Raw genomic sequence first — 22,183 nt, forward strand, 5'->3', positions numbered from 1 at the left:
CCCTCTCAGACGTTGGTGGGCATTTCGGGTGCGGCATGCTGGGAGTGGATTCCCTCGCCCCGTTTACGGGGAGAGGGTTAGGGTGAGGGGCAAATCCCGCTCGCGAAGCCAGGCCATCACGCCGCAGCCCGGAACTCGACCTCACAGTCGTTCATGAAGCACGTCTTGTTGAATAGCGTCAAATCCAACGGGTTTGGAAGCCGAACATTGCTGAGGTCAGGGCAAGGTTTCGCGATCGGGTCATAAGAACGGTCGATCTGCGCGACGAAGACGATAATCAGCCTCCTCTCGCGCGCGAAAACCTGAAGCGTGCGCACCTGCTCCATCAGAGCGGGATTTTCGCGTCGCTGGTCGAGGAGTTGCAGGTAATCGACGACAACGAGGGTGCCGCGTTCTGCCGAAGCCAGCCGACGAATGATGTAGCTCGCACTGATGGCATCCGAACTGTCGAATTCGAACTGATCCTGAAATGACACTCTATCGGCACCGATAGCTTGGAACCGGCCGGTAATATCCCGCTCGGTATATTCCAGCGAGAAGAAATAGCTGCGGTTTCCGGCCTTCATCGCCTCGACCGCGAGTCCAAGGCTCAGCAAGGTCTTGCCGTGGCCCGGCCGCGCGCCGACCAGCAGAAGATCGCCCGGCGCGAGGCCGGCATAAACCCGCTCGGCGATCGTGCGGCGCGACAGCTTGTTTGCCAGCAGGCTCCAATTGGCGAACCCCTCTTCCGCAGCGACAGCATCGAGCGCCTGATGCAGCGGAATTTTCTCCTGACGGGACGCAAGCTTCGCCTTGCGTTTCAATCTATGGACGGGTTGGGAAAGTTTCATCGTGACCTCCTATTGCGAGCCATGACCGCAACCCCTCCTTATGCCGGATGCCCGAACAGTAGGTTCGATGATCAAAAGACCCCGCATGATCGATACTTTCCCGATGGAGGGGGGAGGCTTGGGTCGAGCCGGAAACGATGATAGCCGAGTCGCTTGGAGCAGAAAACAGCAGCGCCCGCCGGTATCCGACGGGCGCGACGAATTTTCGGTACGATTGTCGGCTCAAAGTCGCCTGAGGAAACCGTCCGGCGAGGCCGTGATGGTGATCTTGTGCTCGATCTTATGGTCGATTTCGTAGATCAGCTTTTCGCCATCGCGACCAGTGCGGCCCTCGTTGGACAGGCGCTTCATATATTCCCAGACGGCCGTCTTCGGATTGTCGCCCTTGCCCCAGGGACGGTCGGCGGTAAAGCCTTCCGGCAGGTCTTCGACGCCTGTGTCCCAGACGACGCAATAGGAGCCCTTGCTGACATAGGGTGCGTAGAGCTCCAGTTCCTGCAGCACATGCTCGTGAGTGTGGTTGGAGTCGAGAAATACCATGATACGGCTATAGCCCTTGGCATGGGCGGCGATCTGATCCATGACGTCCGGCGCCACGGAGGAGCCCTCGATCAGGTGGATCTTATGACGCATCGGGTGGGCATCGATGGCACTGCGGTTATGGGCGCGGATGTCGATATCGACGCCGACGACCTTGCGGCGGCTGGCTTTGGGGTCAAGCACCGTGCCCGCGGTGACGGCATCGCAATAGTCGAGCAGCGCCAGTATCGAGGCACTGGTGACCAGTGAGCCGCCATGGGCGATGCCGGTCTCGATGATCAGGTCGGGACGGCAGGACCAGATAAGCTCCTGGATGGCGTAGAGGTCCTGCGGCACCTGGATGACCGGGCGGCCGAGCCAGGTGAAATTCTGCGCATAGCCGTGACGGATCGATTCACGCACCCAGACATTGGAAAGGCCGATGAAATCGCGGTCCTCACCAATCTTCCTGATATTGTCGGCAACGAGCTGGCGAAAATGTTCGACGGGATCCACGGTTTTCTCCTTTCAGTCCTCGATCCAGGCATAAAGCACCGTTTCCATGAACTGCGGCGAATGATGCCGCAGCGCGAAGCGGTAGCCCGGAACGAGCGATTTCAGATAATGGCTGATCACCGGAATATCCGATGGGTAGTGGTAGACGCAAATGGCGAGTTTGGGGCGGTGTTTGCGGATGGTTTCGGCCGCACCGCGCAACAGCGGCATTTCCATGCCCTCGACATCGGCTTTCAAGAAAGTGACGGGTTCGCCGGCAAGGAAGGCGTCCAGGCTTTCGATACGGAATTCTTCGCCGCCATGGGCATCGAGCGCAAGGCTGGTCATCTGGCCGCTCTGGCTTTCGGCGCGTGCGGTTTCGCTCGCCTCGCCGAGAGCGGCGGGGACGAGCGCGATCTGGTGGTCGTCCAGTGCCCATTCGCTGCGCAGGCGCGCTGCACGCGTTTCCAGGGAGCGGAATTGCCGTGCACCTGGTTCGAAGGCGACCGCCCGCTTGAAGACGCCGTAATGCGTCCAGATGAAGCGTTCGAGGCTGTCGCCGACATAGGCGCCGGCATCGACATAGATCTCCTTCTCGATGCCGCAGAATGGCGGTAGGGCGAAATACTGGTCCTTTTCGAAGACCTCCATGACATGGCGGCGGTCGCCGGTCAGCATAGTGGCCATGACAGCCCGCAGCACGGTTCGGGAATGCTCGTCCGCAAGCATCTCGTCGTGGATCGCAGCGAAGGCGGTGAAGTCGCGCGCCACATAGAAGGCATCGCAGGAGACATGGGGGATGCCGAGGGCAGCCAATCGCGCGGAGATCGGCAAGACGGCATGGCGGGCAGAAATGAACACGAGGTCGGGCTTGTCAGTGCCAATGGCCTCCGGTGCGTGTACCGGGACACCGGCGACCGCCTTTCCGGCCATCGTGGGATTACCATCGTAACAGCGGTTGAAGCGGATACCGGACGCCGGCAAATCGGCGAGGATCCAGCGGCCGAGGAAACCCATGCCATAGAGAGCGGCGGGCTGCTCGCCGGCGAGCACAGAAGCCGGGATAGCGGCCAGAATATCGCTTGCCATATGCGACAGTGTTTGGAGATCGAAAGCCATCACCGCATCCTCTCGGCCGGAATGGCATAGACGACTGCGCTGGTGCCGCAATAGCTATGGATACGAAACAACAGCCGATAATCCGGAAGCGTCCGCATCAACCAGAGCGGCGTGCGCCAGATGCCGTCATCATTGTGGTAGACGGTGGCGACGACGATCGGCCGGTGACGCAGCAGCGTCCGGCTTGCGCCCTTCAGCGCTTCGAGCTCAAAACCTTCAAGATGCAGTTTTATGAAGCTCGGCGCGATGTCGAGTGCATCGATCGGCTGAACCTCGATTTCAGTCGTGCCGGTGGCGGAAACCTGCGACGCATAGCCAAGCCCTTCGTGGAAGAGCGCCGTTCCAGCAGACGCACCGAGCGCAACATCGAGCACTTCCGGCCGCTTGCCGGCCTTCGGCCATGTCTCTGCGACAAAGGCGAAGAGAGTATTGCGGTTGGCGCTGTCGGGCTCGACAGCGACAATCCGATCCCAACTGCCATTCGTCAGCTGATCGAATTTATGGATGACACTGCCGAAATGCGCGCCGCCATCCAAAAGCACTTCGTGCGAGTGGAGCGTCGCGAGAATTTCGGGAATGAAGAAGCGGTCATTGACAGTGACGGGTGCGGTTTCGAATGTCCATTCCTGCCGGAGCCGCCGCCAGGCAAGAAAAGCCAGGTGATGGGCGCGAGAAATGTCGTCTCCCCAGCCCTCGGTCACTTTGGCGGTCATGGCGCGGTCGGTCGCGTCGAGGCTGCCGGCGAACCAGCCGTTGGAGAGCGGATGGATGTGACGGAAATTCTCGGCAAAATCGTAGAACGGCATGACATGCGCGAAACCGCGCGCCGCCAGATCGGCCTCGATCGGCACATAGGGCGCCAGCACCACTGAGACTAGCAGCAGATGGCTCTGCTTCAGCGTCGCCGGCACCTCATCGGGGTGATAAAGCGTCATGCCCTGCCAGTCGGGGTTTTGGCGCAGCGCTTCGGCATTGCGATCGACGACGAAGTCGAAATCCAGCCAGACAGCCTGGAGGAAATCACGGGCCATGCGGCCGAGATTGCCGGCGCCGTAGAGCGCGAGCGGCTTTTCCGATCTGGTTTCGGCAATGGCTGGCGTGGCCCCGACGATCTGGCTAAGCAGTGCCGTCGATCGCGGAATATCCGGCACGGCGGCGAAGCGCCGGGCCATATGGCGACCGTCGCTTTCTACGCGCTCGTCTACGATTTCCGCCATCGGTCTCCGAATCTCTCCGTGCAGCTACGAACGATTAGCGCGCCGACGCTTGCCCGTGGCTAGAGCGTGCTGCTATTCAGCGGCGATCGGGAACGCTTCAAGAGATCGAGATGAGCGATATCCTTCTCACAGGCGCCTCCGGTTTCGTCGGCTGCCAGATCGCCAAGGCGTTGCTCGAACGCGACCACCGGTTAAGGCTGGTGCTCAGGCCGAGCGGATTTGCCCGCAGCGGCCTGCCGGATGGCGTAGCGGAGGTCGTCGAGACCGCCGATCTGTTTGCCGAGGGGGCGGACTGGTGGACAGAGGCTCTTACGGGCATAGACACGGTGATCCATGCGGCTTGGTATGTGGAGCCCGGCAAATATCTCGATTCGCCGCGCAATATCGACTGCGCGATCGGCTCCCTGGCGATTGCCGAGGCGGCACTTCGCGCCGGCGTGCGGAAATTCATCGGCATCGGTACCTGTTTCGAATATCGGCTGCCGAATGCCGAGATCACCGAAACGTCCGAGCTTGGTCCGATTACGCTCTATGCCGCCGCCAAGCTGGCACTCTATCGCATGTTGRAAAAGCGTTTCGCGGGGACAGGCACGGATTTCGCCTGGGCCCGGCTCTTTTATCTCTATGGCGAAGGCGAGCATCCGGCACGGCTTTTCCCGACGCTGCATAGCAAGCTGTCATCGGGCGAGCCGATGTCGCTCTCCGCCGGAGACAAGATCCGCGATTTCCTCGATGTCGCCGAGGCCGGCCGGTTGGTCGCCACGCTGGCGGAGACCGACCAGACCGGCGTCGCCAATATCTGTTCCGGCAAGCCGGTCACCATCCGCGAGATCGCCGAGGGGATCGCCGATCTTTATGGGCGCCGCGATCTGCTGAGTTTTGGGATCGCGACCGTGCATCCTCGTGATCCCGCGGCTGTCGCCGGCATCTGCAATGTGAAGCCGATATAGGCAAAGCCCATCGGTTTGCGCCGATGGGCTTTGCATACGCTGCCGTGACCAGAATTAAGCGGCGACCGGCTGGCCGGCTTGACCGAGACGGGCGTCGACGGAGATTTCACCGGCGCCGACCGAGGCAAGCAGGGCATAGCCGCCGGCGAGCGTGATGTTCTTCCACATCATCAGGCCGTTGAAGACGGTCAGCAGGCCATTGGCCTCCGGCGAGAAACCGGGAATATTGATGGCGCCGCTATGGAAGACGAAGGCGGTGAACAAGCAGAAAAGCGCCAGCAGGCCGGCGGCAATGCGGGTCTGGAAACCGACGAGCACGGCAAGGCCGGAGACGAGTTCGAAGACACCGGCAAGATAGGCAAGAGCTGTGGCAGCAGGCAGGCCAGCACCCTGGATCATGCCGGCAGTCATGCCGGGATCGGTGAGCTTGCCGAAGCCGGAAGCGATGAACATGAGCGCCAGCAGCACGCGGGCGACGAGGACGACGATGGACTTGGACATTTCAGAACTCCCGTTCGGTTGAATGGTTGAAATATACTGCATCCTACCGTCTTCGAAAGATTGCCGATGGTTCACATATTGTCCATCAATAGTGAACAATGACTTCTTTCCGAACCGTGCAACCTGTTTCCGCCTTGCGGCCTATATGGACCGAACCTATTTAGCGGGCGTCTTACATCTCCATCTTCCCCATCATTTCATAAGGACTGCCCCCAGATGGCCGATCTTTCCGCCTTTCCGATCACCAAACGCTGGCCAGCAAACAACCCCGATGTCATCCAGCTCTATTCGCTGCCCACTCCCAACGGCATCAAGGTTTCGGCCATGCTGGAGGAGACCGGCCTTGCCTATGAACCGCATCTGGTGGATTTCGGCAAGAACGACCAGTTGACCCCGGAATTCATGTCGCTCAATCCCAACAACAAGATCCCGGCGATGATCGATCCCAACGGTCCGGACGGCAAACCGCTGGCGCTGTTCGAATCCGGCGCTATCCTCTTCTATCTGGCGGAAAAGACCGGCAAGTTCATTCCCGCCGATGCAGCCGGCCGCTATGAGACGCTGCAGTGGGTGATGTTCCAGATGGGCGGCGTCGGCCCGATGTTCGGTCAGGTCGGCTTCTTCGTGAAATTCGCCGGCAGGGAGTTTGAGGACAAGCGGCCGCGCCAGCGTTATCTCGACGAAGCCGCCCGCCTGCTCGGCGTCATCGAAGGCCGGCTTGCGGAGCGCAGTTACATTATGGGTGAAGAGTATACGATTGCCGATATCGCGCTCTGGCCCTGGCTCCGGACCATCAACGGTTTTTACGAAGCTGGCGAACTGGTCGGCATCAATCGCTTTCCGAAAGTGCTCGCCTATGTCGATCGCTGCCAAGCCCGCCCGGCGAGCAAGAAGGCCATCAACATCCCCGCTCGCAACTAAGCGGTCAGGAACCGGCTGGCGGCAGACGTCGCCGGCCCTCGCGGGTGTCAGTGGGTGCCGATAATGTCGGTGACCATGCGCGGGAAAACGAACACGCCCTGCATGCTGCCATGGGCGCTGTCGATGAAGCCGGTGGATTCGCCGACGCACATCAGCGGCTGGCGCTCGCCGGGACCGCCGATGATATAAGTCGAAAAACAGAACGAGGACGGCGTGGACGACGCGTTTTCGAGCAGTTCGAGAATGCTGACCCGGTCATTCGGCTCGTAGCAGCGCAGCAGCGTCAAAAGACCGCACTCCCCCTCGTCCAATCCATGGAAATAGCTGCTCACTTTGCCGATCTGGAACAGTCCGTTGGACAGGTCGCCGGTCCAGTTTTCCGAGGCGCAAAATTTCGATATCTCAAAACTATCCGAAAGTGCGATCGGCATCGGTCCGGAACTGGCTGTCAAAGGCGCTTTCGATTTTGATATCCTAAACACTTCAATGACCTGTCTAGAGCTTTTATGCCGTCGCCGGCCGTTTATTATTGTTCGGCGAAAACCTGTCCAATCCGGTCTCGTGCCCGAGCGTTCGCAGCAATTCAGCTATCCCCTCACATTCCACAGATCAATCGCTTCGGCCAAAACCCGGCGCTGACCGACCCGTACGTGCCATCAATCCAAATGCGTGCAAACGGCGTTTCGCGGACCCCGACTTCGTCCACCCCCGAATCGTGACCCATCTTTATAAGAGCTTTTCGATGAACGGCAATAGAAATTCGAGTCATACCGGGCTATTCAAATTTCTTCTGAGTGTAGATCCATCGTAAGCTGTAGTAGTGCGAGGCAGTTTCCTGACGGTGATTCACCTGCTTCAATATTATTTAGATTTATTCTTTGTAAGAAAAAGCAGGTAAGATCCTATTAACTTCGCAAGATAGACGTCGCCGGCATGCAAATGAATCGACAACAGACAGCGCTGTATGTCGAAGTTAAAATTCCTGAATCTCGAGTGCGAACGGGATTCTATCTTTTGCGTGAATTTGCGCTTCGCAAAAACCGCGCAAATAGTTCAACCTTGACATAGCAGAAAGGGCGCCATTGCTGGCGCCCTATCGGTAAATATACGGATTTATCCGTAAGGAGCTACGAACGAGGGGCAATGACCATCTTCTCGCTGTAAACAGCAAGCTCACGTCCATCGTTCATGCCGCCTTAGCGGCATGAAACCCTTGCGTCCGAACCGAGACGATGATCGTGATAAGGCTGGTGCCTCATCACATCATGTCCATGCCGCCTCTTCATGCCGCTTTGCGGCATGAAGCATCTTTGGTTGATGGGCGGCTTTATGGACGATGATCGTGATAAGGCTGGTGCCTYATCACATCATGTCCATGCCGCCCATGCCGCCCGGCATGCCGGCCGGAGCAGAGTCCTTCTTCGGCAGTTCGGCAATCATGGCTTCGGTGGTGATCAGCAGCGAAGCGACAGAAGCAGCGTTCTGCAGCGCGGTGCGCACAACCTTGACCGGGTCGACGATGCCCATGGCGATCATGTCGCCATATTCGGACGTCTGAGCGTTGTAGCCGAAGTTCTCTTCGTTCTTGTCGAGGATCTTGCCGACAACGATCGAAGCTTCGTCACCTGCATTTTCAGCGATCTGGCGAACCAGCGACTGGAGCGCGCGGCGAACGATGTTGATGCCGGCTTCCTGGTCGTCATTCTCGCCCTTGGCGGAGATCTTCGTGGAAGAGCGCAGCAGAGCGACGCCGCCGCCAGCCACGATGCCTTCCTGGACAGCCGCGCGGGTCGCGTTGAGCGCGTCGTCGATGCGGTCCTTCTTTTCCTTGACTTCGACTTCCGTCGAGCCGCCAACGCGGATCACGGCAACGCCGCCGGCGAGCTTGGCAAGACGTTCCTGCAGCTTCTCGCGGTCGTAGTCGGAGGTGGTTTCTTCGATCTGGGCCTTGATCTGGGTGACGCGGCCTTCGATGTCGGACTTCTGCCCCGAGCCGTCGACGATCGTGGTGTTTTCCTTGGAGATCGACACCTTCTTGGCGCGGCCGAGCATGTCGAGCGTGACATTTTCGAGCTTGATGCCGAGGTCTTCGGAGATCACCGTGCCGCCCGTCAGGWTGGCGATGTCTTCGAGCATGGCCTTGCGGCGGTCGCCGAAGCCCGGAGCCTTGACGGCAGCGATCTTGAGGCCGCCACGCAGCTTGTTGACGACGAGCGTGGCAAGAGCTTCGCCTTCGACGTCTTCAGCAATGATCAGCAGCGGACGCGAGGTCTGGACGACAGCTTCGAGCACCGGCAGCATGGCCTGGAGGTTCGAGAGCTTCTTTTCGTGCAGGAGCACATAGACGTCGTCGAGATCGGCAACCATCTTCTCGGCGTTGGTCACGAAATAGGGGCTGAGGTAGCCGCGATCGAACTGCATGCCTTCGACGACTTCGAGTTCGGTTTCGGCGGTCTTGGCTTCTTCGACCGTGATGACGCCTTCATTGCCGACCTTCTGCATGGCTTCAGCAATGTCGAGACCGACCTGCTTGTCGCCGTTGGCGGAAATGGTGCCGACCTGAGCGACTTCTTCCGAAGTCGAGATCTTCTTCGCCTTGGCAGCGAGGTCCTTGACGACTTCAGACACGGCGAGATCGATGCCGCGCTTCAGGTCCATCGGGTTCATGCCGGCGGCAACGGCCTTGGCGCCTTCGCGAACGATCGAGGCGGCCAGAACGGTTGCAGTCGTGGTGCCGTCGCCAGCGATGTCGTTGGTCTTCGAAGCAACTTCGCGGACCATCTGGGCGCCCATGTTCTCGAACTTGTCGTCAAGTTCGATTTCCTTGGCGACCGAAACACCGTCCTTGGTGATGCGCGGTGCGCCGAAGGACTTGTCGATGATGACGTTGCGGCCCTTGGGGCCAAGGGTGACCTTCACCGCATCGGCGAGAATATCGACGCCACGCAGCAGCTTTTCGCGGGCGGTGCGGCCAAACTTGATTTCTTTTGCAGCCATTTTACAAAACTCCCGGGCTCATGCCCATTGGTTGTCATGGATTGAAGGGAAGGCAATCAGCCGATAATGCCCATGAWGTCGGATTCCTTCATGATCAGAAGGTCTTCGCCATTGAGCTTGACTTCGGTGCCCGACCACTTGCCGAACAGGACGCGATCGCCTGCCTTGACATCGAGAGCGACGAGCGCACCCTTGTCGTCACGGGCGCCGGCGCCGACGGCGATGACTTCGCCTTCCTGCGGCTTTTCCTTGGCGGTGTCGGGGATGATGATGCCGCCCTTGGTCTTTTCTTCGGATTCGACCCGGCGCACAACGACGCGGTCATGAAGCGGACGGAAATTGATGCTTGCCATTGTCTGTTTCCTCGATCAAATGACATTGCCGGGTGCGACCCGGATGAAAGGACTGTTAGCACTCGCCTCGGGGGAGTGCTAACGGCAGGGCATTTAGGCTTAGGCCCGAAGAGAGTCAAGAATTTGTCCCGAAAATTTTTTCAAATGGTGAACGGCGATGAGGCTGCTATCGCCTCGCGCCATCGCGACTCCCCGCACTGATGCGGCGGCAGGATCTGCTGAGAAGCATGCGATCCTAAAGTTCGAAGTCCTGATCGTCTTCAATCTCGATCCAAGGCTCATCCTGCCGGACATGCCTGATATAGAGGATATCGACAGCATCAGTCGCAGCGGCGTAGTGGATTACATAGTCCGCAATGACAAAACGCCTGACTCCGTCGACAGGACAAGCGTCGTCCGGCCGACCCAATTGCGGATAAGACAGAAGATTGCGAAAACCCTTATCGATCTCATGGCGAAATCGCGCGCTCATGGCGAAATCGCGCGGCCGCGGATTGGCTATATTTCTTAAGATACTTGGTTTCGAATAAAATGAATTCGCGCGCGTGATCTGAGAGGCGGAGCTTCCTCAAGCGGCCTCGCCCTTAATAATGGCATCCACGTCACTCAACACATCATCGAGATCGTGATGCCGGCCTGCGGCGATTTCTGCTTTTGCGGCCTGGATGTTACGGATATCCTTGCCCTCCGATGCGAGATAGGCCTTCATCGCCCGCACCATCACCCAACTGCGGCTGCGACTGCAGAGGCCGGCAATCTCCTCGATTTCCGCCAGGACGTCACGCGGCAGCCGCAGCGTTATCGGATCACTCAGGTTCTTATGATTTTCCATCGGAAATCCCGTAGTTTGTAATACAAACCTACCATTCGGCGGCAAATCTGTCAATTTGGACGGGCGCCAACCGATGGCGGGCTGCGACCAAGATGCTCACGACGCGGGAAGCTGCCCAAGCATACGTGCAAGGCCCGGCATTTTGGCGCCGCTTTTCTCGCTGCACTGCATTTAAGCCTTGTCATTGCTCTGCCATTTTGCAATTTGGGGCGCAGGCAAGTCCCGGAGCAATGAATGGCGGAGCGCATCCAATCCTTGAACGACATCGTGAAACATTACGATGTCATCCTTTGCGATGTCTGGGGGGTGCTGCACAATGGCGTGAGCGCCTTTGCTGACGCCTCGGTGGCGCTGAAGGCAGCGCGCGACAACGGCCTGACCGTGGTGCTGATCACCAATTCGCCGCGCCCGCATCCCGGCGTCATGCGCCAGATCGAAGGGCTCGGCGTGCTGCCGGACGCTTACGATCGGATCGTCACCTCTGGCGACGTGACGCGCGGGCTGATCTCGGAGGGCCCGAAGAACATCTACTTCATCGGCGCCGGTAGGGATCACCCGCTGCTCGACGGTCTCGGTGTGACGCTCACGGGCGAAGATGAGGCCGAGATCGTCGTCTGCGCCGGCTTCGTCGACGATGAGAGCGAAACGCCCGAAATGTATCGTGAACTGCTTGCGCGGCTCGCGGCTCGCGATCTCGCGATGATCTGCGCCAATCCCGATCTGGTCGTCGAGCGCGGGCATCGGCTGATCCCATGCGCCGGCGCCCTTGCACAGCTCTACGAGGAACTGGGCGGCGATACCCTTATCGCCGGCAAGCCGCATAAGCCGATCTATTCCGCAGCGCTGGCCGTCGCCGAAGAATGCCACGGCCCCTTGGACCACGCTCGTGTTCTGGCAATCGGCGACGGCATGCCCACCGATGTGCGCGGCGCAATTTCCGAGGGCCTCGAACTCCTTTATATATCGGCCGGCATTCATGCCCGAGACTATATGGACGGCGACACCACCGATGAAGCTGAGCTCAATGCCTTTCTCGAACGCCATCAGGCGCATCCCCGCTGGTGGATGCCGCGGCTTGCGTGAATCCGGAGTGATGGCGCAATGACGGTTTTTCATCGCAACGAACAACGCGGCGAACTGCCGGAAAACCTGCGCGGCGGCGTGCTCGCCATCGGCAATTTCGACGGCGTGCATCGTGGCCATCAGGCGGTGCTGGGCCGGGCGCTGGAGATCGCCCAGGAAAAAAGCCTTCCGTCGCTGGTGCTGACCTTCGAGCCGCATCCGCGCACCGTCTTCAATCCCGAAAAGCCCGTCTTCCGCCTGACGCCTGCGCCACTCAAGGCGCGTATTCTCGAACATATGGGCTTCAATGCGGTGCTCGAATATCCCTTCGACTGGAGCTTTGCCAGCCGCTCGGCGGAGGAATTCATCCAATCGATCCTGATCGACTGGATCGGCGTCAGGGAAGTCGTCACCGGCTTCGATTTTCATTTCGGCAAGGGGCGCGAGGGCGGCCCAGCCTTCCTGCTTGCAGCCGGCGGCCGGCACGGGTTCGGCGTCCAGCTTCTCGACGCCTTTCGCGACGAAAATACCTACGTCGTCTCTTCGACCCATATCCGAGAGCGGATCGCCGAAGGTGACGTCTCTGAGGCCGCCGGCCTGCTTGGCTATCGTTACACGGTGCAGGCGGAAGTGATCCATGGTGCGAAGCTCGGCCGCACGCTGGGCTTCCCAACCGCGAATATGGCACTGCCGCCGGAGACGCAATTGCGCCCTGGCATCTATGCCGTTCGTTTTCGCACCCCCGACGGCGCGCTTCATGATGGGGTGGCGAGTTTCGGTTATCGGCCGACCGTGACCGATAACGGCTCTGCCCTGCTGGAGACCGTGCTCTTCGATTTTTCCGGCGATCTCTATGGCCAGGTCTGCTCCGTCTCCTTGTTCGGCTTTCTGAGGCCGGAAATGAAGTTTGACGGACTCGACCCGCTCGTCGTGCAAATGAACCGGGATGCCGAAGAAGCCCGGGCTCTGCTCTCCGGCGTCAGGCCGCTCAGCCCGATCGACCAGGACGTCTGCTTTTAGTTCCAACCATTTCAAACTGCTAAGCCTCGCTCAAGGGAAGCGTTTTAGAAGCCTCACGTGGGCAGTTGCACGTGATCAGGGCCTCGATTGCCCAGCCGGTGCTCGCAAACCGGACCGCCTTCCGGTTTACGAGCGACTGGTGCCGTGTGACTGCCCTGTCCTATTTGCGGAGCGCGAACGTCGACATGGCAGCCCTGTCCATCCTCATTCCCGTCGAGGCGCATGAGACGCGCCCCACCACGCTGATCGAGGCGATCGCGGCCAAGCCCAATATCGATCTCGAAATCGTCGTCTTGCCGCAGTCCGACGACGTGGCCGTTCGCGAGGACCTCGCAGCCCTTGCGGCCCTTGATCCGCGCGTACGGGTCGTGACCCCTAGCGATCAATCCCTTCCGACCATGGCGCTCTGGAACCGCGCCGTCGCCGAAGCACGTGGCCGCTGGCTGACTTTGGTGAAGCCCGACGATATCATCGAGCCCGAAGCGCTGATGGTAGCCGACTACGCCAAGGGCAAGCTCGGTGCGCTCGACGCCGTCGGCTGGAATGCACTGCAGATTTCGCCTTCCGCCGAGCCGGGCAAAAGCCCGTCCGTAGCAATCCCGACCAAATACGACATCATGGAATTCAACAAGACTGACCAGCTCAAGAGCTTTTACCTCTGGGAAGGCGCCGGCCACGTGCCGAAAGTGCCGTTCGGTCTCTATCATGGGCTGCTGTCGCGCGAGCTTGCCGAAAGCATCGCCCAGACGATCGCCGCTTCGGGTCGCGAACACGCTCTGGCGCAATGGGAATGGACGGCACGCGCCGTGCTGATGGGCGAGAAATTCGTCTTCTGCGCCCGGCCGCTGTCGATCATCGACACCAAGCCCTATAGCGCACCGGCCGAGCCGATCCGCAGCGGCGGTTTTCCGCTCCATGCCGGTCTGGGCGTGACGGGCGGCATTGCCGAGGTGCAATATTCCGTGTTCGCCGAAATGGGCGCCCACTGGACCGGATCGCACGAGAACTTCGTCCGCGCGACCATGTTCGACTGCATGTTCGAGACCGACCAGCCGGCCTTCAACCGGCGCGGCAACGGCTATTTCGCCGCGCTCCAGCAATGGGAGGGCGGCCAGCATGCGCAGCTCTTCCGGCCGCAATTCCTCGGCGAGCGCGCGCCCGACATGCGCCGCGGCCTGCACGGCAATGTGCTGATGATCGACCGGCACATCGCCGGTGCCAGGGACGCGCAACAGTTCTATAAAGTGATCCGCAATTTCCTCGTGCCGATCGGCATTATCTGCGGCGCCCAGGCGGCGGCCTGAACAGTCCGTTCGACGATCGGTTGTTTCTCTCGGACTGGTTTCCGCGTATGCCGGCATGGTATCGCGCCTATGCCGAGAGGAAATTGATCGATGACGACCACTGCCCCTGACAGCCTAGTGATCCTGCTGCACGGTGTCGGCTCGAACGGCGCCGACATCAGCCAACTGGCGTCGGTTTGGCAGTCCAGGCTGCCGACCACGGCTTTTGCAGCGCCGGATGCGCCGCATCGGTCGAGTTTCGGCAATGGCTATCAATGGTTCAGCGTCGCCGGCGTGACCGAAGAAAATCGTCCTGGGCGGATCGTCGAGGCGCGCGCTTCCTTCGACGGGACGATCGAGCAGGTGCTCGATGAGCATGGTTTTGCCGATCGTCTCGACAGGGTTGCCTTTGTCGGTTTTTCGCAGGGCACGATCATGTCGCTCGACGCCATCGCTTCCGGGCGCTGGCCTGTCGCCGGCGTCGTCGGCTATTCCGGCCGCCTCGCTTCACCGCTGCCTTTGAAGCCTTCGCGGGATATTCGGGTGCTGCTGGTGCATGGCGATGCGGATGCGGTGATTCCGGTCGGTGAGACACCGGCAGCGACCGCGTCGCTGCAGGCGCTCGGCGTGCCGGTGGAAATGCATATCCTGCCTGGCATAGGCCATACGATCGACAGCAAGGGAGCGGCACTGGGCGCCGCGTTTTTGGCCGGCTTGTTCGGACAGTAAGTTCAAGCGCGGCCGGCCAAATCCCAGCACGGATCGCCCGGGAAGGCCGACCGGAAATGGGCAAGCGTGCCCTTGGATTGCTTGTCGGTTTTTTTGTCGAGCTTGACTTGCTCGCCGGGCAGGAATTGCGTTGCGCAGTACCATTCGAGCGGCGTGCGGCCGGTAACGGAAGCAAAATCGTGGTGATGTTTCGGTTCGGCCAATAGCGATGACCAAAGTGAGACGAAAGCGTTGACCGAGTGTTCGGGGCTGTATCGTTCCCGTGCCGTCTTTCCGGCATTCCGGCCGATTGCTTCGACTTCTTCCGGTGCATCCAAAAGCCGATCGATGATGATCTGACATTCATCGACCGACGCGGCAATGAAGCCGGCGACGCCGTGCTCGACGATCGCCTTTTCGGCCGGGTTGGCGAGCACGACCGGAACAAGGCCGAGCGACATCGCCTCAATCAAGGCGTTCTCTGCCGTCCCGTAGTGATCTGGCTGCAGAGGATAGAAGAAGATGCGGGACTGCGAGAGGGCGGTTTGAGGGTCGGCGGTCCCTCCCATGAAATGGATGCGCTCGGGATGGCGCATCGAGCGGGCTTTGGCTGCGACATCGCTTGCCGGGTCGTGGCTGCCCCAGATTGCGACCTGCGTATCGTGGGAGAGCGCGTCGATGGCGTCGAAGAAGCCGGGATGCATTTTGATGAAATCGACGGTGCCGAGGTAGGTGATTGGATATCGAACGTTGCGGCCTTGATTACCCCCCTCTGCCCTGCCGGGCATCTCCCCCTCAAGGGGGGAGATTGGCAAGAGGCTCGCTTCCTGCCCCGAACAAAAACCGGATGTAAAGCACACGCCACCCATTTGAGGCAGGGCCGTGCCCCAACCAATCCCCCCCATTGAGGGCGAGATGCCCGGCAGGGCAGAGGGGGGCGCCACGTCCAGAAACTTCAGAGGCGGATTTTTAGCCGGCGCCGACGCAAATCCAAACCCGCTACCGATGCTGGAAAGACGCGCGCGCTGCTCCGCAGGCAAACCCTCACCCGACACCATCGACGCCGGTGTCGTGAACACGAACCTGTCCGCCGCCTCAAAAAATCCCGGCGCGATCACCGGCCTGAACAGCCCCGACACATGCGACCAGAACACCGAGCGCATTGCCGGAAACGCCGCCCTCGCCAGGCATTCTAACAATTTTGGATGATTCCAGAACTCGAACTGGACGATATCCGCCCCGGCACAATGCCGTGTGACATCCTCGACATCCCGGGCGAGAACAATCTCACCGCCATGCGCCGCAATCTCATCGGCATAGCGCCGGTCACGCGGCTCTTCGAGCAACAGGTAGGTCTGACGCACATCCGCCGGCATGACGGCCCTTATCGCAGCATGGGCCTTGCCGACCCCGCCGCCCAGATGGGCCGTCACATGCAGGACATGCATTATTCGGCTGCGACCTGCGGCAGGATTTTCAGCCCGCCCGGCGCAGGTACTGCCGGGTTGATCTTCACCTTGGCCCGGAATTTTTCCAAGAGCATGTCGCGGTGATCGTCGATATTGTCCGGAAGGCAGTGGGTGAGCTGGCCGCAGGAGCCGCAGACCTTGTTCTCGCAGCGGCGGCCTTCAAGATGCTGCAGGCGCAGCGCGTTCATCTTGTCGGAATTCCAGATCTCTTTCAGCGATTCCGTGCGCACGTCGCCGATGATCAGCTTGCGGCCCCAATCGAGGAAACAGGACGAAACCAGGCCGTCGGCATTCACGCTCATGGCGTAGAAAATATAGGGGCATGTATCGGTTGGCTTCAGGTCCTGCTGATAGATGCCCTTATCGCCGATCTTGATGCCAGAGCGTTCCTCGACGTTGAATTCGGGCCAGCAGGGGGCGAAATTCTCGATGAAGATGCGGTCGCAGTAATCACCGAACGTGTCGAAGAATTCCTGGCGCTGGGCTTCGGTAATGAGTTCGCCTGGGATCTTCAGCGAGATTTCCATGTCGCCCTTGTTGGCATAGAGCCATTTCACGCCTTCGATGAACTTCGGGAAATCGAAATTGAAGCCGGTGAATTCCTGGTAGGTTTCCTTGGTCATGCCGTCGACAGAGATGTTGATCTTGTCGAGACCGGCCTCGATCACCGGCGCCAAGCGCTCCGGTGTCAGGAACGTGCCGTTGGTGGTGGTGTCGATATAGTCGACATAGCCGCTCTTCTTGGCATAGCGGATCATGTCGGCAAGACGCTTGTTGAGGAAGGGCTCGCCGTCCTTATACATGCGCAGCACCTTGATCGGCTTGCCGAATTCGGCGAGGTCGTCGATCGCCTTGGTAAAAGTCTCGTATTTCATCGCGCCCTGATAACGGCCGGTATCGGCGATCAGTTGGCGGTGCCCGGTGGGGCAGAACGTGCATTTGAAATTACAGGAGCTGGCCGGATCGATGAAGACGATGAAGGGCGTGGGAAGCGGGATCACGGTTTCCAGCGGGGTCCGCCCTTCGAGGTTAATTCTCGGCTTCAGCTGCGCTTTCATGGGTCTCTCCGGTTCCGATCCGGTTCAAAATCCGAATCGTTCACAATGCCTCGGGCGTAATTCCGCAGACGACAGCTAATCCGGAAACCATGGTGCGAGGCTGACCGCGCGAGAACGCGTGCGGCCTCCCACCAGGCGCGTCATCGCGTTTCGGAAGAGACTGTCCGCGTCCATTCGCGTCGACGGGAAGTGTGAACGGAGACGGTTATTTTTTCGTGAAAATGCGGACAGACGGAGCGAAGAAGCAGGCCCGAGGGCCTGCCATCCGTTGTGATGAATTCTCAGGCGTCGAGGATATTGGCAAAACCGCCATAGACCATGCGCTTGCCGTCGAAGGGCGGCTTGAGCTCCTGCATACGAGGATCGGTCATGAGCTTGGCCCAGGCCTCGTCGCGTAATGTTTTCGACGGCCATTCGACCCAGCCGAAGACTACGGTCTCATCGGTCGTTGCCTGGACTGCGCGGCCAAAGTCAGTGATCTCGCCATCCGGAACGTCGTCGCCCCAGCCATCCACCAACCTGGTCGCGCCATAATCGAGAAAAAGCGCGGACGATTGCGCGGCAAAGGCCTTATACTCATCCTTCCTGTCATCCGGGACGGAAATGAGAATGCCATCGACATAGCCAAACGATCCGCCGGGGCCAACGTCCGATATCACGGCGAAGCCGCCATAGATCATGCGCTTGCCATCGAAGGGCATGTCGGCGAACGCATCCATGCGCGGATCTTCTATCATCTTCTTGTTGGCTTCGAAGCGGGCCTCGCGGCTGGGATAGGTAAACCACGAGAAGACGATCACTTCGTCGGGCTCGGCTTTGACCGCGCGGCGGAAATCGGTGAGCTTGCCCTCGGGCACATTGTCGCCCCAGTTCTCGACCATGCGGCTGGCGCCGAATTCCCTGATCAGCGGCAGCGCGGTGTTTGCGTGCTTGAGGTAAAGTTCCTTGTTGGCGGCCGGAACAGCAGCCACGAAGCCTTCGATATAGCTCATTTCTTTCTCCTCAGTGTGTGACATGCACGCTCGGACTGTGGCAGCCGGGCGCCGCAAATACTCAATCGCTTCAGATGCAGAATTTTGACAGAAAGGTTGATATCAACTCATCATGAACGCGTCAAACGGCCAATGGGCGAAGCCTGCAAGATTGCGAATGGATATCAGGTCGCAGCCCGGACCTTTGCGACGATATCGGCAATCCGTGCATTGCCTTCATGCTCCGGCTTTCGGGCGCGGACAAGGCAGGCTTCGGATTTGAGGACGACGCCATCCGAAAGGATTCTCAGATGGTTGGCCTTGAGCGTCGAGCCGGTCGAGGTGATGTCGACGATGATATCGGCCTGACCGGCTGCCGGCGCGCCTTCGGTGGCGCCGAGACTTTCAACGATGCGGTAGAGTTGGATGCCGTGCTTGGAGGAGAAGAATTGCTGTGTCAGCCGCCAATATTTGGTGGCGATCTCCAGGCGGCGGCCGTGGCGGGCGCGGAAATCCGCAGCGACGTCGCCCAGATCGGCCATGCTGTCGACGTCGAGCCAGATTTCCGGCACGGCGACGACGACATCGGCATGGCCGAAGCCGAGCCTAGCGCAGAATTCGGCCTTCTTGTCCGCCTCGGCCAGGTCTTCGCGCACCAGATCCTCGCCAGTGACACCGAAATCGACCGTGCCGGCACCGATCTCGCGGGCGATCTCGGACGCCGACAGGTAAGCGATCTCGATATCATCGGCGCCCTCGACGCGACCGCGATAGGAGCGGTCACTGCCGACGGCGGCGATTTTCAGGCCGGCGCGTTCGAAAATCGCCGAGGCATCGTCTTTCATCCGGCCCTTGGAGGGCAGAGCGATGGTGATCATGCGCGTTCCCCTCTCGCGGTTTCGATCCGATCGAGCCAGAGCGAGAAGCCGACAGCCGGAATTTCCTCGGCCGCACCCAACAGTGTCAGCATCCGGTCGAAACGACCGCCACCGGCCAGCACGCGATGGTCGCCGCGTAAGCCAACCTCGAACACCAGACCGGTGTAATAATCGAGCGGACGGCCGAAGGCGGCGCGCCAGGTGATGTCGGAGAGTTTCACACCAGCATTGGCGAAGGCGGCAACGCGGGCATCGAAATGGTTGACCGCGCCTTCAAGCGGCAAGCCGGTGCTTTTGGCAAAATCGGTGAGCACGCCCGGCGCATAGCGCAGGCTGACATTCAGTGAGAGGAATTCGCGCAGCACATCCAGCTTGGCGGGATCGAGCGATGTGTCGGCCAGCGCCAGTTTTTCCTTGAGACGGCGGGCAATGTCTTTTGGCGCACGGCTGGCATTGGTGAGATAGCCAGTGACCTGCATCCGGTTGTCGATCCAGGCGACGAGGCCACCGTCGTCGCCGCTTGCCAGCAGTGCCTCGATTTCGGGAGCAAGGCCCTGGACCTGTTCAGGCTTGGCGAGGCGCAGCATCAGCGCCTCCAACTGTTCCTGCTCGCCAAAAGCGTGGATCAGCCGTTTCTGCCAGCCGGCCGGCAGGCCAAGGGCGGCGACCACCGCCTCGAACACAGCCTGGTCGCCCATGGTGACCGACAGCGCTTTGCCTGGGAGCAGTTGGCTGAGAATGGTCATAGCGTCGGCAACGGCGCGCGCATCGGCGCTCGCCGTGTCGCGTGTGCCGAGATCCTCGATACCGGCCTGATAGAACTCATTGCTGCCGTCGCGGCGCTGGCGAAAAACTTCGCCGAGATAGGAATAGCGTTTCGGCGTGCCGGTGGCTGATTCGATATGGCGTCGGCAAACGGGAATGGTGAATTCCGGCCGCAGGCAGAGATTCTCGCCGGTCTCGCTCTGGGTCAGGAAGATGCGGCGGCGCAGATCTTCCCCGGCTATGTCTAGGAAAGGCTCGGCTGGCTGGATGACGGGCGTGTCAACGCGCTCGGTCTTCAGCTGAGTGAAGAGCGAGAGGAGATCGGAGGCGAAGTCGGGGAGGTTGATCAGGGCCATGATGTGGCTCCGATGATGCTTTTGTTTGCCGCGCCCTTGCATTCACCCCTCACCAAGCGCGCCCAAGCACTCGACTTCGTCTCGCGCGGGCTTGCTATCCTCTCCCACAAGGGGAGAGGTAAGGTGCCCCGAACGGCCGTCTCAATTGTGGCAAGGCCGTGCCGCAGGTTTTCCTCTCCCCTTGTGGGAGAGGATACGAAGGCCGCGAGAGGCGGAGCCGATCGCTTGGCCGAAGTTGGTGAGGGGTAATCCCACATCTCAGCCAGACCGCTTCCGATCCTCGGCCTGATCGGCCAGCATTTCACGAACCTTGGCGACAAGTTCGCCCTCGGCCACCGACACCTGTGCCACGCGCGCTCCGCGCCAAGCAACATTGTCGGTGATCTCGCCGGAGAGGCGCTTGCCCTCGATCAGATCCTTGATCTGAACCACGCCCTGCGCACGTTCGTCGCCACCCTGGATGATGGCGAGCGGTGCGCCACGGCGGTCGGCATATTTCAGCTGGTTGCCGAAATTCTTCGGATTGCCTTGGTACATTTCGGCGCGGATGCCGGCGTGACGCAGCTCCTGGACGAATTTCTGGTAGCGGCCGAGGCTTTCGACGTCGCGGTCCATGACGCAGACCACGACCGGGGCGATGACTTCGTCGGCGCCGAGCTTGCCGAGATTCTTCAGCGCCGTCATCAGGCGCGACACACCGATGGAAAAACCGGTGGCCGGCACCGGCTGGCCCATGAAACGGGAGACGAGGCCATCATAACGGCCGCCGCCGCCGACGGAGCCGAAGACGACCTTTTCGCCCTTTTCATTGGTTACGTCGAAGAGCAGTTCGGCTTCGAAGACCGGGCCGGTATAATATTCGAGGCCGCGGACGACCGATGGGTCGATCTTGATGCGGGTCGCATCGTAGCCACCACTCACAGCGAGCGCGCCAATCGTATTGAGTTCGTCGACGCCTTCCTGGCCCTTGGTCGTGCCGGCGAGCAATTTGGCGAGATCGTCGGCGCTTGCCGCGTAATCCTTGATGCCGACGAAGAATAGGACCTTGTCGATCTGTTCGTCGCCGAGGCCGGCGCCCTTGGTGAAGTCGCCGGATTCGTCCTTGCGGCCAGCGCCGAGCAACAGCCTCACACCCTCAGTGCCGAACTTGTCAAGCTTGTCGATGGCGCGCAAAACCGTCAGGCGACGGCCGGCATTCTCCTCGCCGCCGAGGCCGATGGCTTCCATGACGCCATCGAGGACTTTGCGGTTGTTCACCCGGATCACATAGTCGCCCCGCTTGATGCCGAGCGCTTCCATTGTGTCGGCCATCATCATGCACATTTCGGCATCCGCCTGAACGCCGGCGGCGCCGACCGTGTCGGCGTCGAACTGCATGAACTGGCGGAAGCGTCCAGGGCCGGGCTTTTCGTTGCGGAAGACGTAGCCGGCACGGTAAGTGCGGTAGGGAAGCTGGATTTCCTGGAAATTTTCCGCGACATGGCGGGCGAGCGGCGCGGTCAGGTCATAGCGCAGGCTCATCCATTGCTCGTCATCGTCCTGCAGCGAGAAGACGCCTTCGTTCGGCCGGTCGCTGTCGGGCAGGAATTTACCCAGCGCATCGGTATATTCGAACAGCGGCGTCTCGACCGGATCGAAGCCGTAGCGCTCATAGACTTCGCGGATTTTCGCGGTCATCTCGTTGACCGCACGAATGTCGGATGCCTCGCGGTCGACGAAGCCGCGCGGCAGGCGGGCCTTCAATTTTTGCGGCTTCTTGGGCTTGTCATTCATGGCGGGCGGTCCGGGCGTGATGGCTTTGCGGCTTGCTCTAACGGATTGACGAATAAGCGGCAAGAGTTATGCGCAACGGTTTGAGAACCGGCAAGAATCTCCTATT

22 protein-coding genes are annotated in these 22,183 nt (G+C 60.2%); 6 read left to right on the forward strand and 16 right to left on the reverse strand.

Annotation, left to right across the window (positions count from 1 at the left end):
- Positions 1-116: 116 nt before the first annotated feature.
- From AC1DYF_RS30075 to AC1DYF_RS30090, 4 genes are all read right to left on the reverse strand, one after another.
- Positions 117-830: a DNA helicase gene (locus AC1DYF_RS30075; RefSeq protein WP_477881230.1), complete on the reverse strand. Its 714-nt coding sequence runs from the start codon at positions 828-830 to the stop codon at positions 117-119.
- A 222-nt stretch (positions 831-1,052) separates the two neighbouring features.
- Positions 1,053-1,865: a cephalosporin hydroxylase family protein gene (locus AC1DYF_RS30080; protein WP_477881232.1), complete on the reverse strand. Its 813-nt coding sequence runs from the start codon at positions 1,863-1,865 to the stop codon at positions 1,053-1,055.
- Between the two features lie 12 nt (positions 1,866-1,877).
- A complete protein-coding gene (locus AC1DYF_RS30085) occupies positions 1,878-2,963 on the reverse strand; it encodes an FkbM family methyltransferase (protein WP_477881233.1) in 1,086 nt (361 codons plus the stop codon).
- Entirely contained in the window at positions 2,963-4,180 is a 1,218-nt protein-coding gene (locus tag AC1DYF_RS30090; RefSeq protein WP_477881235.1) for an FkbM family methyltransferase, read from the reverse strand. Before AC1DYF_RS30090 ends, AC1DYF_RS30085 begins: the two co-directional genes overlap by 1 nt.
- A gap of 110 nt (positions 4,181-4,290) precedes the next feature.
- Here AC1DYF_RS30090 and AC1DYF_RS30095 point away from each other — a divergent pair, with 110 nt between their 5' ends.
- On the forward strand, positions 4,291-5,130 hold the full coding sequence (locus tag AC1DYF_RS30095) for an NAD-dependent epimerase/dehydratase family protein (protein WP_477881236.1): 840 nt from the start codon (positions 4,291-4,293) through the stop codon (positions 5,128-5,130).
- 54 nt (positions 5,131-5,184) lie between these two features.
- On the opposite strand, the gene AC1DYF_RS30100 is transcribed toward AC1DYF_RS30095, so the two are convergent.
- On the reverse strand, positions 5,185-5,631 hold the full coding sequence (locus AC1DYF_RS30100) for a DoxX family protein (protein WP_477881238.1): 447 nt from the start codon (positions 5,629-5,631) through the stop codon (positions 5,185-5,187).
- A 216-nt stretch (positions 5,632-5,847) separates the two neighbouring features.
- Here AC1DYF_RS30100 and AC1DYF_RS30105 point away from each other — a divergent pair, with 216 nt between their 5' ends.
- Entirely contained in the window at positions 5,848-6,552 is a 705-nt protein-coding gene (locus tag AC1DYF_RS30105; RefSeq protein WP_477881240.1) for a glutathione S-transferase C-terminal domain-containing protein, read from the forward strand.
- 47 nt (positions 6,553-6,599) lie between these two features.
- Here AC1DYF_RS30105 and AC1DYF_RS30110 read toward each other — a convergent pair whose 3' ends face one another.
- The 5 genes from AC1DYF_RS30110 to AC1DYF_RS30130 all read right to left on the reverse strand — a co-directional run bounded on the left by AC1DYF_RS30110 (position 6,600) and on the right by AC1DYF_RS30130 (position 10,734).
- The gene (locus AC1DYF_RS30110) at positions 6,600-7,004 is read right to left on the reverse strand and encodes a hypothetical protein (protein ID WP_477881242.1); all 405 of its coding nucleotides are present in this window, start codon (positions 7,002-7,004) and stop codon (positions 6,600-6,602) included.
- 910 nt (positions 7,005-7,914) lie between these two features.
- Complete coding sequence (gene groL, locus AC1DYF_RS30115) at positions 7,915-9,549, reverse strand: chaperonin GroEL (protein WP_477881244.1); 1,635 nt, start codon at positions 9,547-9,549, stop codon at positions 7,915-7,917.
- A 56-nt stretch (positions 9,550-9,605) separates the two neighbouring features.
- Positions 9,606-9,902: a co-chaperone GroES gene (gene groES / locus AC1DYF_RS30120; protein WP_477881245.1), complete on the reverse strand. Its 297-nt coding sequence runs from the start codon at positions 9,900-9,902 to the stop codon at positions 9,606-9,608.
- A gap of 235 nt (positions 9,903-10,137) precedes the next feature.
- Positions 10,138-10,374, reverse strand: a complete 237-nt coding sequence (locus AC1DYF_RS30125; RefSeq protein WP_477881246.1) for a type II toxin-antitoxin system RelE/ParE family toxin — start codon at positions 10,372-10,374, stop codon at positions 10,138-10,140.
- A gap of 96 nt (positions 10,375-10,470) precedes the next feature.
- Positions 10,471-10,734, reverse strand: coding sequence for a CopG family ribbon-helix-helix protein (locus tag AC1DYF_RS30130; RefSeq protein WP_477881248.1), 264 nt, complete (start codon positions 10,732-10,734; stop codon positions 10,471-10,473).
- A gap of 234 nt (positions 10,735-10,968) precedes the next feature.
- On the opposite strand from AC1DYF_RS30130, the gene AC1DYF_RS30135 reads away from it, so the two are divergent.
- The 4 genes from AC1DYF_RS30135 (at position 10,969) to AC1DYF_RS30150 (ending at position 14,828) form a co-directional block, all read left to right on the forward strand.
- Positions 10,969-11,817, forward strand: coding sequence for a TIGR01459 family HAD-type hydrolase (locus AC1DYF_RS30135; RefSeq protein WP_477881250.1), 849 nt, complete (start codon positions 10,969-10,971; stop codon positions 11,815-11,817).
- Positions 11,818-11,835: 18 nt separating this feature from the next.
- The gene (locus AC1DYF_RS30140) at positions 11,836-12,816 is read left to right on the forward strand and encodes a bifunctional riboflavin kinase/FAD synthetase (RefSeq protein ID WP_477881251.1); all 981 of its coding nucleotides are present in this window, start codon (positions 11,836-11,838) and stop codon (positions 12,814-12,816) included.
- Between the two features lie 185 nt (positions 12,817-13,001).
- Positions 13,002-14,120, forward strand: a complete 1,119-nt coding sequence (locus AC1DYF_RS30145) for a glycosyltransferase (protein ID WP_477881252.1) — start codon at positions 13,002-13,004, stop codon at positions 14,118-14,120.
- 90 nt (positions 14,121-14,210) lie between these two features.
- The gene (locus AC1DYF_RS30150) at positions 14,211-14,828 is read left to right on the forward strand and encodes an alpha/beta hydrolase (RefSeq protein WP_477881254.1); all 618 of its coding nucleotides are present in this window, start codon (positions 14,211-14,213) and stop codon (positions 14,826-14,828) included.
- A gap of 2 nt (positions 14,829-14,830) precedes the next feature.
- Here the strand turns inward: AC1DYF_RS30150 and AC1DYF_RS30155 are convergent, their stop codons facing one another.
- The 6 genes from AC1DYF_RS30155 to hisS form a co-directional block, all read right to left on the reverse strand.
- Positions 14,831-16,255 (reverse strand): glycosyltransferase, encoded by a 1,425-nt coding sequence (locus AC1DYF_RS30155; RefSeq protein ID WP_477881255.1) that lies wholly within the window; start codon positions 16,253-16,255, stop codon positions 14,831-14,833.
- Positions 16,255-17,334, reverse strand: a complete 1,080-nt coding sequence (locus tag AC1DYF_RS30160) for a radical SAM/SPASM domain-containing protein (RefSeq protein ID WP_477881256.1) — start codon at positions 17,332-17,334, stop codon at positions 16,255-16,257. The genes AC1DYF_RS30155 and AC1DYF_RS30160 overlap by 1 nt, the downstream gene beginning before the upstream one ends.
- A 281-nt stretch (positions 17,335-17,615) precedes the next feature.
- Positions 17,616-18,326: a DUF1428 domain-containing protein gene (locus tag AC1DYF_RS30165; protein ID WP_477881258.1), complete on the reverse strand. Its 711-nt coding sequence runs from the start codon at positions 18,324-18,326 to the stop codon at positions 17,616-17,618.
- A gap of 164 nt (positions 18,327-18,490) precedes the next feature.
- Entirely contained in the window at positions 18,491-19,183 is a 693-nt protein-coding gene (hisG, locus tag AC1DYF_RS30170; protein WP_477881260.1) for an ATP phosphoribosyltransferase, read from the reverse strand.
- Positions 19,180-20,304: an ATP phosphoribosyltransferase regulatory subunit gene (locus AC1DYF_RS30175; protein ID WP_477881261.1), complete on the reverse strand. Its 1,125-nt coding sequence runs from the start codon at positions 20,302-20,304 to the stop codon at positions 19,180-19,182. The genes hisG and AC1DYF_RS30175 overlap by 4 nt, the downstream gene beginning before the upstream one ends.
- Before the next feature lie 258 nt (positions 20,305-20,562).
- Complete coding sequence (gene hisS, locus AC1DYF_RS30180) at positions 20,563-22,077, reverse strand: histidine--tRNA ligase (RefSeq protein WP_477881263.1); 1,515 nt, start codon at positions 22,075-22,077, stop codon at positions 20,563-20,565.
- Positions 22,078-22,183: the final 106 nt, after the last annotated feature.

The organism is Rhizobium sp. P2_G9, from assembly GCF_056403475.1.